This is a genomic window from Methylophilus sp. YYY-1 (assembly GCF_029132825.1).
Taxonomy (GTDB): domain Bacteria; phylum Pseudomonadota; class Gammaproteobacteria; order Burkholderiales; family Methylophilaceae; genus Methylophilus; species Methylophilus glucosoxydans.
Genome location: NZ_WOVG01000005.1, coordinates 77,120 through 91,772 on the forward strand (window position 1 = coordinate 77,120; position 14,653 = coordinate 91,772).

The window sequence follows — 14,653 nt, forward strand, 5'->3', positions numbered from 1 at the left end:
GCACCAGATTGACTAGAAAAAGCGGTCGCCGACTTGCACATGCTGACCTTGCACAAACTGTTGTGCCGTTTGGCGCTTGCCACCCGGCATCTGCAACTCATGCAGTTCTAATGCGCCGTCGCCACAGGCCACCTGCAGCGGATGTGTCTGCAACACAGTGCCTGGCTCGCCTTGACCCGCCACGGCTTGAGCAAACCACAGTTTGCAGACTTGATCATTAAATTTGGCTGTAGCGACCGGAAAGGGATTAAATGCACGAACCTGACGTGAAAGTTGCTGGGCAGATTGCGTCCAGTCAATGGCTGACTCGGCTTTTTCGAGCTTGTGCGCATAGGTCACCAGCGTATCGTCCTGTACTTCAGAGGCCAGACGACCGGTATCTTGCAAGGTCTGCATCGCCTCGACCATCAAGCGCGCCCCTTCGCGACTGATCGCATCATGCAAGGTCTGCGTGGTATCGGCCGCAGTAATCGCCACCGACCATTTACTGATCATATTGCCGGCATCCAGCTTGGGCACCACCTCCATGATGGTGACACCCGTCTCGGTGTCCCCGGCCAGAATGGCCCGGTGGATGGGCGCAGCCCCGCGCCAGCGTGGCAGCAAGGAGCCATGGATGTTGTAACAGCCTCGCGTCGGGATGTTCAGCACCGCGGTCGGAATAATCAGGCCATAGGCCGCAACGATCAGCACCTCGGCGTTGACCGCTGCAATCTCGGACTGCACCTCGGCGGGCTTAAGGCTTTCTGGCTGAAAAACACGTAAGCCGTGTTGCAAGGCGAGCTGTTTGACCGGACTCGCTTTTAACTGCATGCCACGGCCCGCGGGGCGGTCTGGTTGCGTCAACACCATGACAATGTCATGGCCCGCGTCTATGAGTCCTTGCAAAGCCGGTACTGCAAACTCCGGGGTCCCGGCATAAATAATACGCATGCAACCTTCCTGACTTAATAACTGTTGCGCTCGATTTCACGCGCGTGCTTGACCATTCTGGTCCGGATACGGTTACGTTTGAGCGTGGAGAGATACTCCACAAACACCTTGCCCAGCAAATGATCCATTTCATGCTGGATACAGACGCTCAGCAATCCATCCGCATCCAACCTGAAAGTGTTGCCATGCACATCTTTCGCTTCGACGGTAATAAATTCAGCGCGCGTGACACTTTCATAGATGCCGGGCACTGACAGGCAACCCTCTTCATAATCCTGGCTACCTGACTGGGCAATGATTTTAGGATTGATCAGCACCAGCAAATCGTCTTTTTCCTTGCTCAAGTCAATCACGATCAACTGGATGTGCTGGTCGACCTGCGTAGCAGCCAAGCCTATGCCTGGCGCATCATACATGGTCTCAGCCATATCGCTGACCAGTTGCTGTAATGCCTCATCAAATACTTGCACCGGTTTGGCCACCGTATGCAGGCGTGGATCCGGATATTGCAAAATTGGAAGTAGTGCCATGCTCTACAAATCTTTCCATTCAAATAGTTTGTGCAAAAACAGGGCAAAACGCCTGCTTTTTCACCTTGATCAGAACTTTAAAGCCATGCTAGATTGGTTGATATTGCGCAGTGGCTGTGCGCAGGTACAGCCCATCCATTTGTGTCGCATAAAACAGAGACGCCACATGACGAAAATTGTTCAAATTATAACCTCGCTTGCGCTGGCTTGTAGCAGCTTATTGTTACAGGCAGAAGAAATTCCGTTGCGGCCGCAGCACCCCGACCGGCATGTCGTCGTCAAAGGCGATACCTTGTGGGATATTTCGGCCAAGTTTCTGAAAAATCCATGGCAATGGCCACAGATTTGGCAATTAAACCGGTCTAGCATTAAAGATCCGCACTGGATTTATCCGGGGGATGTCATCGTGCTCGACACCAGCAGCGGCCAACCCGTACTCAAACTGGTGCGCGAATCTGTCACCCTGGAGCCTGGCATGATAGTCACGCCAATCAAAGGCGATGCCATCCCCGCCATACAGCCCAATATCATCCAGCCGTTTTTGACCAAGCCCATGCTAATTGCACCAGAGGCGCTCAAGTCGGCGCCCAGAATTGTGGCGGCGCAGGAAGAACGTGAGATTCTGAGTCCTGGCACACGCATTTATGTGCAGGGCCTGCCAGACGGTCCACGCAACGCCTGGGCAATCTACCGAGAGGGGGAGGCGATCAAAAACCCTGAAAATGGTGAGCTGCTAGGCACAGAAGCGCATTATCTGGGGGAGGCTAAGCTGCTGCACGCAGGCCAACCTGCCACCTTGACCGTGACCCAGGCCAAAGAGGAAATTGCGGTTAAAGACAAACTGATTGCGATGGAAGATTCTCTCAGCCCGCCTTATGTGCCGCATGCGCCCGAACGCCAGATTGAAGGCCAGATTGCACGCGTGAGCGAAGGCATCAACGAGACTGGATATGGCCGTGTGGTGGTGCTCAATCGCGGCGAAGCGCAAGGCCTGGAGCACGGTCATGTGCTTTCGGTGCTGCGCAAAGGCGACAGCATGGTAGACCCCGAATCCCCAGACCCTAAACATCCGGTCACGATCCAGTTGCCGGATGAGCCTGTCGGCTTGGTGATGGTCTTCAAAACCTTTCCCAAGCTGTCATACGCGCTCGTCATGCAGGCCTCGCAACCTATCCATGTGGAAGACGTGGTGCGTACCCCCTGATCTCCGCACTGATGGTCACAGATCCTGAAGAGAGCGCAGCCTGGATTGCCTTAAGCCTGGTCGAAGGGCTGGGTAGTGTCACCTATTGCCAGCTGTTGCTGCACTTTAAAACCCCGCAGGCGATTCTGGCCGCCTCCTACAGCAGCTTGTGCGAACTGGTCAGCAAAGACGTCGCCGAAGGGATACAAAAAGCGCCAGAAGACCCGCATATTGCCAAGACACTGGACTGGCTCTCACAACCAGATAACCACCTGATCACATTGGCGGATGCCTACTATCCGCAACGCCTGCTCAGCATAGACCAGCCGCCGCCCGTGCTCTATGCCAAAGGCAACCTGCAAATGCTCAAGCGGCCTGGCCTGGCCATTGTCGGTAGCCGCCATGCCACACCGCAAGGCGAGTCAACCGCCGAACAGTTTGCCGAAAGCTTGTGCCGGGCCGGATTTGCCGTAGTCAGCGGGCTGGCATTAGGCATAGACGGCGCCGCACACAGAGGCGCGCTCAAAGCAGATGGTGCCACGATTGCCGTGGTCGGCACCGGGCTGGATATTGTCTATCCGGCACGGCATAAAGCCTTGGCCCATCAGATTGTGCAGTATGGCTTGTTGCTCTCCGAGTATCCACTAGGGACGCCATCTTTGACACACAATTTTCCCAGACGCAACCGTATTATCAGTGGCCTGTCTGAAGGCTGCCTGGTGGTAGAGGCCAATATTGATAGCGGCTCACTGATCACGGCAAGACTAGCGATCGAACAGGGCCGTGAAGTCTTCGCCATTCCGGGCTCTATTCACTCGCCGGTGTCCAAAGGGTGCCATGCGCTGATCAAACAAGGGGCAAAGCTCGTCGAGTCCACCGAGGACATTGTCAGCGAATTGAAGCATGTCCGCCTGCCCAACCCCGCACTTTCGATTAGCCCGAATGGGTCACTACCCGATTGGACTAATCTACCCGCCGAAGCCAGTCCTGTCCTGGCTTGCATGGGGTTTGACCCCATCTTTGCAGAGCTCATTGCCGCCCGCGCCGGGTTGACGCCCGAACAAGTTTCCACCATGCTAACACTACTTGAATTAGAAGGTGTGGTCAGCCATCTCGCCAACGGCCAATTCCAGCGATTGGTTTAAAGCTCGGTTCAGACCCACCCCAGTATCGCTGCTATTCACTACTAATAGCGGAGCAGCGTGTTTGAGGAGAATTTAGACATGTTGGAAGTACTGATATTTATCTATCAAAATTATTGGGATAAGCATGATGCGTTTGAGCTGAAAGAAACAGACGAAACCATCATGGCCTATGAGCTCTCCCAAGCCGGGTTTAACCACCAGGATATTTTACATGCCGTGGGCTGGGTGAAAGACCTGCGTCGCTCGGTGCAACAGCCGCAATACCAGCACGACCCGTTTGCGATTCGCGTCTATTGCGAGATGGAACGCAACAAGATCAGTGACGACAGTCTGAACTTTCTGGGCTTGCTACAAAGAAGCGACATCATCACGGCTTATGAGCGCGACCTGATTATTGATCGTGCCATGGTCTTGCCGCAAGAAACCTTGAGCATGGAAGATATCCGCTGGATCACCATGATGGTGCTGTGGGACGAAACGCGCAAACAGGATTACCTGTTTGTTGAAGATGCCTTGTTTAACCCGCAAGGTTTGTCATTGCAATAACCCAACAGAACGACACAAAAAAAGCGCGGCTGATTCAGTCCGCGCTTTTTTGTTTGCCCGTATTGTTACGACTACAGTTGCCGGATAATCTGGCCAATAATGCCCGCCTGGTTTAGGGTGTAGAAGTGCATTTTATCTACGCCTGCCTCAATCAGTTTGGTACAGATATCAGTGACCACCTCCGCGCCAAAGGCGCGCAATGAAGCCATATCATCGCCATAGGCTTCCAGTCGCATACGCAGCCAGCGTGGAATCTCGGCACCACAGACATTGGAGAAGCGCGCCAGTTGCGTGTAGTTATAAATCGGCATGATGCCGGGAATAATCGGTGCAGTGACACCCAGCTTCTGCGCCGCTTCTACAAAACGGAAATAGGCATCCACATTGTAAAAATACTGTGTAATGGCCGAATCCGCGCCAGCGTCGATTTTACGCTTGAAGTTTTCAAGGTCTTTTTGTGCTGAGCCGGCTTCCGGGTGAAACTCGGGGTAAGCCGCCACCTCCAGGTGAAACCAGTCGCCGGTCTCGGCGCGGATAAAACTCACCAGCTCATTGGCATATTTAAAGTCCCCCGCACTCACTTCGCCTGAAGGAATATCGCCACGTAAGGTCACCAGTCTGTTGATGCCTTTCGCCTGATAGGCTTGCAGCAATTCGCGGATTTCTTCTTTGCTGGAAGAAATACAGGAGATATGTGGGGCTGCACCATGGCCTTCAGCCTGGATTTCGAGCACACTTTCCATGGTACGGTCGCGGGTTGAGCCCCCCGCACCAAACGTGACGGAAAAAAACTCGGGAGAGAATACGGCCAGCTCTTTGCGTACTTGACGCAGGTTTGCCATGCCTTCCGCCGTTTTGGGCGGAAAAAACTCAAAACTGTAAGCGATTTTTTGATTCACTGTTTTCTCTTTTATTTCTAAACGCGTGATTTCAGGCAGATGCGGGGATGGTCAGGTATCAGTCTTTTTCGTTGAACACAATCGCACTCAGGATCCAGGCAATCACGCTATACACCAGGGCGCCTATGACGCCAGTCATCACACTATTGACGACAAAGCCTTGCAACAGGTGGCCGACAAACCAGAAGAGCAGACCATTGATGACTAACAGAAACAGTCCCAACGTCAGCAAGGTAATCGGCAAGGTCAAAAGCACCAGAATCGGCTTCACCAGCATATTGGCCAGACCAATCACGACAGCAGCCACCAGCGCAGCGCTGAAATTGGCCACTTGAATGCCTGGGACCAGATAAGCCACGGCCATCAGTGCCAATGCATTGAGTACCCAAACAACCAGTAGTTTAAACATGCCGCCTCCTTGGATGAAAGATGAGGCAAAGTGTACACCAAATCTGCGCCAGAACATCTGGCGCAGGGGCGGCATGGTTTAGCGCACGCTGAAAAGCGCGTGATTAATAGCGATAATGCTCAGGCTTGAATGGGCCGGTTTTGCTCACGCCAATGTAGGCTGCTTGTGCATCGGTCAAGGTGGTCAATTGCGCATTGAGTTTCTTCAACTGCAAGATCGCCACTTTTTCATCCAGATGTTTAGGCAAGGTGTAAACGCCAACTGGATACTTGTCGGTCTGGGTAAACAATTCAATCTGCGCAATGGTCTGGTTGGCAAAGCTGGAGCTCATCACATAGCTTGGATGACCTGTGCCGCAGCCCAAATTGACCAGACGGCCCTTGGCCAGCAAGATGATGCGCTTGCCGTCCGGGAAAATCACGTGATCGACTTGTGGCTTGATCTCTTCCCACTGGTATTTTTCGATGCTGGCAACATCGATTTCATTGTCGAAGTGACCAATGTTACACACAATCGCCTGATCCTTCATTTTGGCCATGTGCTCATGCGTGATAACGTGGTAGTTACCCGTCGCTGTGACAAAAATGTCCGCATGTTCAGCGGCATAATCCATGGTCACGACGCGGTAGCCTTCCATCGCGGCTTGCAGGGCACAAATCGGGTCAATTTCGGTCACCCAAACCTGGGCAGACAAGGCACGCAAGGCTTGTGCAGACCCTTTACCCACGTCACCGTAACCGGCAACAACGGCAATCTTGCCTGCAATCATGACATCGGTCGCACGCTTGATGCCATCCACCAGAGACTCACGGCAACCATACAAGTTATCAAACTTAGACTTGGTCACAGAGTCATTCACGTTAATGGCAGGGAAAGCCAGCTTGCCTTCTTTATGCATTTGATACAAACGGTGCACGCCCGTGGTGGTTTCTTCGGTCACGCCTTTAATCGCAGCCAAACGCACGGAGTACCAGGTCGGGTCTGTTTTCAGCTTGGCCTTGATGGCGTTAAACAGACAAATTTCTTCTTCTGAAGTGGGGTTCGCCACCACAGACAAATCTTTTTCGGCACGGCTACCCAAATGCAGCAACAGGGTCGCATCGCCACCATCATCCAAAATCATGTTGGAGTAATCACCATCCGTCCACTCAAAAATACGGTGGGTGTAATCCCAATACTCTTCCAGCGTTTCGCCTTTCACGGCAAACACGGCAGTGCCCGTCGCGGCAATCGCAGCGGCGGCATGGTCCTGGGTTGAGAAAATATTGCAAGAAGCCCAGCGCACTTCAGCACCCAAATCCTTCAGGGTTTCAATCAGTACAGCGGTCTGGATAGTCATATGCAGAGAGCCAGTAATGCGCGCGCCTTTCAGTGGCTGTTGCACCGCGTACTCTTCGCGGATTGCCATCAGGCCAGGCATTTCAGTCTCGGCAATCGCAATTTCCTTGCGACCCCAGGCGGCCAGGCCCATGTCTGCGACTACATAATCTTTGATATCAGCTACAGTATTCATGTTTCAAATCCTTAAAAAAATGAAAACTGAGCAGGAAAAGTTCGATAAGAACCGGTGGCAACGTTGTTCACCTTTTTTCCGTGCTCGCACAGTGAAAAGTGAACGCCGTTGAGATGCTTTACAGCAAATGCTCTGAGCCTGGGAGTCGAGTGACTCTCGCAGCGTTCCTCAGAAGTTGCGAATTATACGCGAACCCAAGGATTTTACAAAAAACAAATCCTGAGCAATCAAAGAACAACCACTGAAAACCTGCTCAAATAGCTGCCTAGAAATACCCTCTTTACCGATTCATTAAATTGACCGAATTACATGCTGCTACTCTGTCAAATCAGTTTCACCCGCCTGTGCCATGATGACATCACGTTCTCAAATATCCTCATTTAGTATAGAAAGGTGATTACTATGACCATGTATCAAGTAATGGATGAAGAAAATCATTGCATCGCAACCTTTCATCATTTTCAGGAAGCCATGTATACCGCACAAGACTTCACCCTGTGGGATGATGAACATTACTATCATGTCGAAGAGCTGGATCTGGCGGTCGCCTAAGCAAACCGTCCCGACATCAAAAGAAAAAAGCGCCAGTTAAGGCGCTTTTTTATTGGGGCTGACACAACACTGCCAGCCTCGCATCAAGGCAAGGTTTTCATCGCCACTTTGAGCTCTTCAGCCTTTTCGGCATCCAATTGTGTCAGCGTATCCACATTGGCCAAGGCTTCGATATGTTTACCGTTGGACTCCGCAATCAGGCCCAGGTAATAAAAAGCCTGACTATGCTGATCGTTCATGCTGACGACACGGTGCAAGTGTTGCTCAGCCATGTTGAGATCCTTGGTTTCATATTCAGCTGCAGCCAGATAAAACCAGGCTTCTGTATTATGAGGTTCCTGAGTCGTCCATTGCTGGGCAATCGCTTTCAGGCCATCCCAGTCCTTGTGCAGGTAAGGAAACACCACTTTCATGAAATAAGGCCATTCAGCTGCCGGCTTGCCCCAGAAAGGCAGCTCGCTTTTGACCACAATCGGGCCCGCTGGCTGCGCGATCAAAGCCTGAACCCAATCAATCGACATGTAATAGTAGTAGGCATCTTTACCAGGGCTCTTGAGTGTAATCAGGCCGACCAACGCGCCCGTCTCATCAAACAGACCACCACCACTGGCGCCTTGTCTGAAACTGCTGGTTGCCCGCACAATCACGGAGTCATCCATGGCAAACAGCCCCTTGACCACCCCTTGGCTGCTCACAGGTGCGGCGACAAAACTCGGATAGCCGATGTTAAAGACTGCTTGCTCGTATTTGAGATCGCGGCTGGACTTCATGGTGACTGGGCTAATCGGCAGGTCATCCATTTGCAGCATGCAAACATCATGCTTCCAGTCCGGTTTGACACCCACGGCATGGTAAGCCGCCCCGCCACTGACCACGCTGATACTGGTGGCATTGGCAACCACATGGCAGTTGGTCACGACCTGATTTTCAGCCACCACGACGCCTGAACCCAGCCCGTATTGCCCATTTTTCAGGCCGACCTGCACACGTAGCACGCGGCTGTTCAACGCCTGCATGAGCTCGGCAGAAGGCTCTGCCATCAATGGGATTGCCAGGCAACCTAACAAACATCCGATCAACCATTTTGCCATGTCTTGCTCCAATCTGCGAAGGTAGGCAACAAGGAATGCACTACCTGTAATACGTTTTGGAAAGCTTCTTAAACTGTTTATAGCAAAACGTATTCCAAGCTGGAGAATGCGGGCTCACTTACCGCCAGACTATGGGGAGACCATGAGAAAGAAAGGAGAGATTTTATATTTAACTATAAAAATCAATGAGATAAGGAAAAATAACTGTCGTATCACTGTAGTCGCTCAGTCGACTGCTTGAGCGAGCGGCCAGAAGTGCCGCAGCAGACCGCTCAGCACACGCACAAAATCAGTGCGCAAAATCAGTGCATGCACTACCGAGTCGCACGCCTTATCGGTTTCGCAAACATCGGCAACTGGTGAAAGGCTAAAACTGCAGTGAAAGCTGGGATGCTGCCGGGCTTTGTGCACTCACGGAAGCCGTACTCCGATTTGATTTTTTGCGGAGACTGCCACGGTCTACCTTGGGAAAATGGCGCGATTTGCGCGAAGCATGCCGCTGCAAAATATCTGCGACAGCATGCGCTGGCATGGTCTGCCTGATTGCAAACCAATCCTGCTTGGCTGTCTGGATGGCCTCGCCAATATCAACCATGGGCGCAGGATAGTCGCGGCCAATCAGGCAGCCATACCGCCGCTGTAAACTCGGAGGCATGCGCCAGGGTTCAAAAATCCAGCTGTCTGGCACCTGTCTCAAAACAGGCAGCCACTGGCGGACAAACACCCCTTGAGGGTCCTGAGTCAAGGCTTGTTTAACCGGATGGTAAATGCGCAATGTATTGATGCCGGTCGTGCCAGACTGCATTTGCACTTGCGGCCAATGAATCCCCGGCTCGTAATCAACAAAAGCTCTGGCCAGATGCAACCCGCTTGGCCGCCAGGGCAGTTGCAACAAATAGCTGGCGGTACTCATGAGCATGGCGCGCATGCGAAAATTCAGCCACCCGCTTTGATTGAGCATCTGCATGCAGGCATCTACCAGTGGCCAGCCAGTCTGGGCAGCCTGCCAGGCTTGTAAACGTAAGGCGACCCCAGCATCGGGTAACCGGGACTGTAGTGCCTCGAAGCCCCGGTAAAAACTCTGGTGTTCAATCCGTGGTTCGCTTTCAAGCTTTTGCATAAAATGGCAATGCCAGTGCAAGCGGCTTTCAAAACTGTGCAGCTGACGGCGCTGTTGCACGTTTTCAGTCTGCTGCGCACGGGCCCGGGTAGCCTGTAACACGGTACGCAGGCTCACAGCGCCCCATGCCAGATAAGGTGACAGGCGGCTACAGGCTTGGACAGCACTGAGCGGGCTGGAAATCCCCCGCTGATAACCATGTACGCGGCGCGTCAAAAAATCCGCCATCACCGCCTCAGCCACCCCTATACCGCCGACCTGACGTTCCGCTTGCGCGTGGCCAGCCACTGCTGGCAACCGCTCCAAGCCATGATCCGGTAACCGAACAGCAAGTCCGGATGCAGGCACCGCAATGACAGGCGCCTGCATGCGTAACGCCCACTGCGCTTGCCACTGTTGCCGGTCTGACAGCCGTCTCACCACCCCATTCTGCGGCCATTCCTGCCAGACGATGCCTTGCATCCTGCACCACGCTTGTACCTGCCGGTCGATGGTGTAGGTGTGTTGATTCCCGGTTTCTTCATGGCTATACAGTCCGGCGATCCCGAATTTTGCATGCAGCCTCTGTAACAGCGTCAAGGGGTCGTGATGATAGACATGCAAATGCAATCCAAGATGTTGCAAGGCATCTGCCAGCCCCTGCAAACACTCGCGCACGAACATGGCCTGACTGAGGCTGGCATCCTCTGCCGACCACACTTGTGGAGCCCAGATAAAGAGCGGCAAAACCGGCCCAGCCTCACAGGCGGCAGACAGCGCGGCATGATCCGCGACACGTAAATCGCGCTTAAACCAGACCACATGCACATCACGCAGAGGCATGCTGGCCAATCCAGTCGCAAATATCTTGTAGCAATGGACTGTTGCCGCGCAGGGGTCTGGCCAGCTTGGCGACCATATCCACATGGTTGTAGTTGGCATAAGTCAGCAACTTGACCTCGCTGCCTTGCGCCTCAAGCGCACGCGCCAGATTGATCGAGTTTCTGGGCCAAACGGTTTGGTCTTTCAGGCCTGCCAGCAGTAGTAAAGGCGGATGTTGGCCGCTGACAAAATGGATAGGCTGTGATTGCCACTCCTGCTCAGTAGGTGCAAAAATCGCGCGCAAGGTATCCGAGGTGAGCGGCAAAAAGTCATAAGGTCCGGCCAGGCCTATGGTGCCTTTAATCGCCGTGGGTGATAATCCGACAGCCGCCAGATAGGCAGCATTCAAGGTCAGCATGACGGCCAGATGTGCGCCCGCAGAATGCCCCAGCAAGAAGACACGCGACGCATCGCCTTGATACTCGGCTACGTGTTGCTTGACCCATTGCAATGCCAGAGCGGGGTCTTGCATCAATTGCGGAAACTTAAGTTCGGGATAGAGCCTGTAATCGGCAATCACAACCAGCATGCCTTGCGACGTCAACGCCTCTGCCACAAACAGGTAATCTTGCTTGCTGCCAGACTCCCAGCTACCGCCATAAAAAAACAACACCACAGGGCGTGGTGTTACAGTGTGGTCACGTGGCTGATAAATATCCAGGCGCTGCCTGCTGTGCGGCCCAAAAGCGATATCGCGATGGATGCGCATACCTTTATCGGGAATCACCGCGTTTAACAAAGTGACTGGCCGACAGGCCGAAAGCAGCAGACCGGCCAAGCCAGTCAACCAGCTACGCCGCGTCAATTGAGGATTTTGCAGATTCATAGGCATTGATGACCATGCCCAAGATAGAAAATTCCCGTCGCAATAATGATCGCTATCGTTAATGGTTGGCAATATAGACGCGGTTACGGCCCTGCTGCTTAGCCGTGTACAAAGCAAAATCTGCCATTTTCATCAGCTGCGTCAAGCCATCCTGCGTCCCCAATTGCGCGGTAGACACCAACCCAAAAGAGGCCGTGTAGTGAATTTGCTCTCCTTGCTCGCTCATCACACTGTGATCAATTTCCGAGCGCAAGCGCTCAATCACATGTGCCGCTTCATGCAGATCCGTCATCGGCATCAGAATACCAAACTCTTCGCCCCCCAGACGCCCAACCATGTCGCTGGTACGCAAGGCACTCACGCAGCGCAGGCAAAAATTCTGCAAAACCAGGTCGCCAGCATGATGTCCGTATTGGTCATTAATCTTTTTAAAAAAATCGATGTCCACCATCGCAAATGAAAACGAGGAGCCGTAACGCTGATAGCGCCTGATTTCTGACTCCAACTCATGAATGAAGTGCCGCCGGTTGGCGATCCCGGTTAAAAAGTCAGTAAAGGCAAATTTGTCTGCTTCAAGATGCAAATGGTATATGCGGCCCCCAACAAAGAGGCCTACCAGCAAAAACAGGGTCACCAGCAGCGCTGCGTAAGTGATGCCTTGATGGGTGTGCCGCTCCATGCGCTTTTCACTCTCGGCCACATACTCGTTGGCGCGCAAGTCCGCATGCGCGAGGATGGCTTCGTTGAGCTTTGCCACCTTGGCAAAGCGCGCATTCCAGGCCGTCTCAATCAGGGTGCTTGCTTCGGTATACTGTCCCTCAGCCAATTGCTTGATTACCGAGGCTGTCATTTCGTCCAGCGCTTGAATATTCTGTTTGAGCAGCGGTAATGGCGCGCGATCTCCCGAATAATTACGTTCTATGCTGGCGATTTTTTGTTGGGCAGCGGCCTCATGCCCCTTAATCGCCGCCACGGTATTGATCAAATGCACGCTGTCTGCCTGAATCAGCGTGGCATAGAGCAAATCGCTTCGGATCTGATGCAACTGAGACTCCAGCGCCTGCGCAGCGTTGGAAACCGTAAAAGACTGCTCATAGAAATTGCGAGTGGTCTGGTGCATCTCGCGCATACTGGAAAAATAAATCCAGAGGAACAGCAGCACACCGATCAGAACGATCATAAAACCGGCGACAAGGATATACAAGACTGCTTTTCTACGCCTGATACTCATATCATGTACGCCACCAAAGTCGCCAAAGAAAAGGTTATGTGCTGAGCAGGGCCGTGATAAACGCCCACTCTTTGGGATCGACCGGGGTAATCGACAAGCGGTTCCCTTTTTGCAAGACACGCATGGTGGCCAGGGCGGGCGTTTCCCGCATCTCTTTCAAACTCAGCAATCGCGTTTTGCGCACGAGCTTGACATCTACGTTCACCCAGCGTGGACTTTCCGGTGTAGACTTGGGATCAAAATACTTGTGCCCTTGCACAAACTGAAAGCGGTCGGGATAGGCCAAGGTGCTGACCTCGCAAATGCCGACGATGCCAGGCTCAGCACAATTGGAGTGATAAAACAACACGCCATCGCCCACCTTCATCTGATCACGCATGAAGTTTCGCGCTTGATAATTGCGTATCCCATACCAGTCTACAGTTTGATTGGGGAATCCCGCCAAATCATCAATGGAGACATCCGAGGGTTCGGATTTCATTAACCAGTAACGCGCCATGCCTGAAAACCTTCTTTACACATCTAAATGCCAGTATCATAAACCAAGTTAGAGCACAGTTGAAAATCATGACAAAAAACGTTTTAGGCACCCTTCTGATCCCTTGCAGTATGCAACCAGTCACAGGCTTTATGCGTGATGGTTGTTGCAGTCACCACCCGGAAGATTTAGGTAAACATACCGTCTGCGCAGAAATGACAGATGAGTTTCTGGCGTTTTCGCAAGCGCAAGGCAATGACTTGTCCACCCCCAGACCAGACTACGCCTTTCCCGGGCTCAAGGCTGGTGATCGGTGGTGCCTGTGTGCGAGAAGATGGCTGGAAGCCAGTGAAGCGGGTTATGCGCCGCCAGTGATTCTGGAGTCTTGCCACGAAAACTGCCTGGAAATCATTAGCCTGGCGGACCTGAAATACCACGCCTTGAGATAACAAGACAAAGGTGCGAGAGGAGATGTGCTAAGGGGTTACCTGAGCCGCTAATCCTGAACCAAAAAAGTTCAGGTGGTAACAGCCTAAGGTACATTAGGTTCGCACGCCAAGGGCGTCTTAAAAGACCGCCCAACTTAGTGCGATCGCACCGCACCTGATGAGCCGAAACCTATAACAAAGACTAGTTCAAGGAATTTTGGACTCAGGCAACGCCTTAGCACACCACTTTTATGATACGTCATTTAATACTAATGACGGTTAAAATTTTGTGAAATGAAGCGGATTACAATAATTTGTGCTGGCCGGACAAAACATCATCGATCTGCTGCTGCATGGTAGAAATGCGCTTTTTCACCTCGCCCACATCAACCCCGCCGCTACGGGTATTCAACAACTCATGGGTAATGTTCAGCGCGGCCATGATCGCAATCCGCTCCACACTCACCATCTTGCCCACATCACGAATTTCGCGCATTTTACCATCAAGGTAACCCACCGCCTGCAATAAACTGTCGCGCTCTTCGTCGGTACAGGTCACGCTAAACGCGCGGCCCATGATCTCGATATCAATCGGCTGCTTGGCCATGACTAACGACCTTCCTCAGGCAATGCCGACAACAAGCGCTCCAGCTGCACACTGGCTTGCGTCATGTTCAGCTTTAGAGATTGTGACTCCTGATGCAAACGCGTGACCTCCTGACGTAACTCCACGTTTTCGTCACGCAGCTGGCTGCACAAAGCAATCAGCTTCGTCACACGCTCTTCAAGACTTTTCAAATCGGCATCCATCAGCCCATTATCTTTTAAAAAAACGAGTGTGGTCAATAGCTAAGCGCATTTTTTCAAAGTAAATTAAGAATTTGAAGCCCCTCGCAAGACACCATGCA

Annotated in this window: 17 protein-coding genes and 1 riboswitch; of the genes, 5 read left to right on the plus strand and 12 right to left on the minus strand. The window is 52.5% G+C overall.

Annotated features, from left to right (window positions below; translation table 11 throughout):
* Positions 1 to 12: 12 nt before the first annotated feature.
* Together fmt and def are read right to left on the minus strand one after the other, a co-directional pair.
* A complete protein-coding gene (gene fmt, locus GOC95_RS13380) occupies positions 13 to 933 on the minus strand; it encodes a methionyl-tRNA formyltransferase (protein WP_275357715.1) in 921 nt (306 codons plus the stop codon).
* 14 nt (positions 934 to 947) lie between these two features.
* The gene (def, locus tag GOC95_RS13385; RefSeq protein ID WP_194748824.1) at positions 948 to 1,463 is read right to left on the minus strand and encodes a peptide deformylase; all 516 of its coding nucleotides are present in this window, start codon (positions 1,461 to 1,463) and stop codon (positions 948 to 950) included.
* 166 nt (positions 1,464 to 1,629) lie between these two features.
* Here def and GOC95_RS13390 point away from each other — a divergent pair, with 166 nt between their 5' ends.
* The 3 genes from GOC95_RS13390 (at position 1,630) to GOC95_RS13400 (ending at position 4,337) form a co-directional block, all read left to right on the plus strand.
* Positions 1,630 to 2,667 (plus strand): LysM peptidoglycan-binding domain-containing protein, encoded by a 1,038-nt coding sequence (locus GOC95_RS13390; RefSeq protein ID WP_275357716.1) that lies wholly within the window; start codon positions 1,630 to 1,632, stop codon positions 2,665 to 2,667.
* Positions 2,668 to 2,678: 11 nt separating this feature from the next.
* Positions 2,679 to 3,791 carry a DNA-processing protein DprA gene (gene dprA / locus GOC95_RS13395; RefSeq protein ID WP_194748826.1) on the plus strand — a complete coding sequence of 371 codons (1,113 nt, stop codon included), beginning with the start codon at positions 2,679 to 2,681 and terminating at the stop codon, positions 3,789 to 3,791.
* Between the two features lie 78 nt (positions 3,792 to 3,869).
* Complete coding sequence (locus tag GOC95_RS13400) at positions 3,870 to 4,337, plus strand: DUF494 domain-containing protein (RefSeq protein ID WP_275357717.1); 468 nt, start codon at positions 3,870 to 3,872, stop codon at positions 4,335 to 4,337.
* Between the two features lie 71 nt (positions 4,338 to 4,408).
* Here GOC95_RS13400 and metF read toward each other — a convergent pair whose 3' ends face one another.
* The 3 genes from metF to ahcY form a co-directional block, all read right to left on the minus strand.
* Positions 4,409 to 5,236 (minus strand): methylenetetrahydrofolate reductase [NAD(P)H], encoded by an 828-nt coding sequence (metF, locus tag GOC95_RS13405; RefSeq protein WP_275357718.1) that lies wholly within the window; start codon positions 5,234 to 5,236, stop codon positions 4,409 to 4,411.
* A gap of 58 nt (positions 5,237 to 5,294) precedes the next feature.
* Positions 5,295 to 5,645, minus strand: a complete 351-nt coding sequence (locus GOC95_RS13410) for a phage holin family protein (RefSeq protein ID WP_194748829.1) — start codon at positions 5,643 to 5,645, stop codon at positions 5,295 to 5,297.
* Positions 5,646 to 5,748: 103 nt separating this feature from the next.
* Positions 5,749 to 7,158, minus strand: coding sequence for an adenosylhomocysteinase (gene ahcY / locus GOC95_RS13415; RefSeq protein ID WP_275357719.1), 1,410 nt, complete (start codon positions 7,156 to 7,158; stop codon positions 5,749 to 5,751).
* A 93-nt stretch (positions 7,159 to 7,251) separates the two neighbouring features.
* Positions 7,252 to 7,334, minus strand: a riboswitch (S-adenosyl-L-homocysteine riboswitch).
* Between the two features lie 226 nt (positions 7,335 to 7,560).
* Here ahcY and GOC95_RS13420 point away from each other — a divergent pair.
* The gene (locus tag GOC95_RS13420; RefSeq protein WP_194749138.1) at positions 7,561 to 7,710 is read left to right on the plus strand and encodes a hypothetical protein; all 150 of its coding nucleotides are present in this window, start codon (positions 7,561 to 7,563) and stop codon (positions 7,708 to 7,710) included.
* Positions 7,711 to 7,793: 83 nt separating this feature from the next.
* On the opposite strand, the gene GOC95_RS13425 is transcribed toward GOC95_RS13420, so the two are convergent.
* The 5 genes from GOC95_RS13425 to GOC95_RS13445 form a co-directional block, all read right to left on the minus strand.
* A complete protein-coding gene (locus GOC95_RS13425) occupies positions 7,794 to 8,801 on the minus strand; it encodes a serine protease (protein ID WP_275357720.1) in 1,008 nt (335 codons plus the stop codon).
* A gap of 367 nt (positions 8,802 to 9,168) precedes the next feature.
* Positions 9,169 to 10,743, minus strand: a complete 1,575-nt coding sequence (locus GOC95_RS13430) for an FAD-binding domain-containing protein (protein ID WP_275357722.1) — start codon at positions 10,741 to 10,743, stop codon at positions 9,169 to 9,171.
* Positions 10,730 to 11,608 (minus strand): alpha/beta hydrolase, encoded by an 879-nt coding sequence (locus GOC95_RS13435; protein ID WP_275357724.1) that lies wholly within the window; start codon positions 11,606 to 11,608, stop codon positions 10,730 to 10,732. The genes GOC95_RS13430 and GOC95_RS13435 overlap by 14 nt, the downstream gene beginning before the upstream one ends.
* A 58-nt stretch (positions 11,609 to 11,666) precedes the next feature.
* Positions 11,667 to 12,839: a diguanylate cyclase gene (locus GOC95_RS13440; protein ID WP_194748833.1), complete on the minus strand. Its 1,173-nt coding sequence runs from the start codon at positions 12,837 to 12,839 to the stop codon at positions 11,667 to 11,669.
* A gap of 34 nt (positions 12,840 to 12,873) precedes the next feature.
* The gene (locus GOC95_RS13445; protein ID WP_194748834.1) at positions 12,874 to 13,338 is read right to left on the minus strand and encodes an EVE domain-containing protein; all 465 of its coding nucleotides are present in this window, start codon (positions 13,336 to 13,338) and stop codon (positions 12,874 to 12,876) included.
* A gap of 68 nt (positions 13,339 to 13,406) precedes the next feature.
* Between GOC95_RS13445 and GOC95_RS13450 the strand changes: the two genes are divergently transcribed.
* A complete protein-coding gene (locus GOC95_RS13450; RefSeq protein WP_275357727.1) occupies positions 13,407 to 13,766 on the plus strand; it encodes a DUF2237 domain-containing protein in 360 nt (119 codons plus the stop codon).
* Positions 13,767 to 14,049: 283 nt separating this feature from the next.
* On the opposite strand, the gene GOC95_RS13455 is transcribed toward GOC95_RS13450, so the two are convergent.
* Together GOC95_RS13455 and GOC95_RS13460 are read right to left on the minus strand one after the other, a co-directional pair.
* Entirely contained in the window at positions 14,050 to 14,352 is a 303-nt protein-coding gene (locus GOC95_RS13455; RefSeq protein WP_275357729.1) for a cell division protein ZapA, read from the minus strand.
* Positions 14,353 to 14,354: 2 nt separating this feature from the next.
* Positions 14,355 to 14,591 (minus strand): hypothetical protein, encoded by a 237-nt coding sequence (locus GOC95_RS13460; RefSeq protein WP_194748837.1) that lies wholly within the window; start codon positions 14,589 to 14,591, stop codon positions 14,355 to 14,357.
* Between the last annotated feature and the right edge of the window lie 62 nt (positions 14,592 to 14,653).

Bases quoted from the DNA above. Each gene is read 5' to 3' on its own strand.
- GOC95_RS13455 (WP_275357729.1), bottom strand. From the start codon at position 14,352: ATGGCCAAGCAGCCGATTGATATCGAGATCATGGGCCGCGCGTTTAGC.
- ahcY (WP_275357719.1), bottom strand. From the start codon at position 7,158: ATGAATACTGTAGCTGATATCAAAGATTATGTAGTCGCAGACATGGGC.
- fmt (WP_275357715.1), bottom strand. From the start codon at position 933: ATGCGTATTATTTATGCCGGGACCCCGGAGTTTGCAGTACCGGCTTTG.
- GOC95_RS13410 (WP_194748829.1), bottom strand. From the start codon at position 5,645: ATGTTTAAACTACTGGTTGTTTGGGTACTCAATGCATTGGCACTGATG.
- dprA (WP_194748826.1), top strand. From the start codon at position 2,679: ATGGTCACAGATCCTGAAGAGAGCGCAGCCTGGATTGCCTTAAGCCTG.
- GOC95_RS13420 (WP_194749138.1), top strand. From the start codon at position 7,561: ATGACCATGTATCAAGTAATGGATGAAGAAAATCATTGCATCGCAACC.
- GOC95_RS13435 (WP_275357724.1), bottom strand. From the start codon at position 11,608: ATGAATCTGCAAAATCCTCAATTGACGCGGCGTAGCTGGTTGACTGGC.
- GOC95_RS13450 (WP_275357727.1), top strand. From the start codon at position 13,407: ATGACAAAAAACGTTTTAGGCACCCTTCTGATCCCTTGCAGTATGCAA.
- GOC95_RS13425 (WP_275357720.1), bottom strand. From the start codon at position 8,801: ATGGCAAAATGGTTGATCGGATGTTTGTTAGGTTGCCTGGCAATCCCA.
- GOC95_RS13430 (WP_275357722.1), bottom strand. From the start codon at position 10,743: ATGCCTCTGCGTGATGTGCATGTGGTCTGGTTTAAGCGCGATTTACGT.
- GOC95_RS13400 (WP_275357717.1), top strand. From the start codon at position 3,870: ATGTTGGAAGTACTGATATTTATCTATCAAAATTATTGGGATAAGCAT.
- def (WP_194748824.1), bottom strand. From the start codon at position 1,463: ATGGCACTACTTCCAATTTTGCAATATCCGGATCCACGCCTGCATACG.
- GOC95_RS13390 (WP_275357716.1), top strand. From the start codon at position 1,630: ATGACGAAAATTGTTCAAATTATAACCTCGCTTGCGCTGGCTTGTAGC.
- GOC95_RS13440 (WP_194748833.1), bottom strand. From the start codon at position 12,839: ATGAGTATCAGGCGTAGAAAAGCAGTCTTGTATATCCTTGTCGCCGGT.
- GOC95_RS13445 (WP_194748834.1), bottom strand. From the start codon at position 13,338: ATGGCGCGTTACTGGTTAATGAAATCCGAACCCTCGGATGTCTCCATT.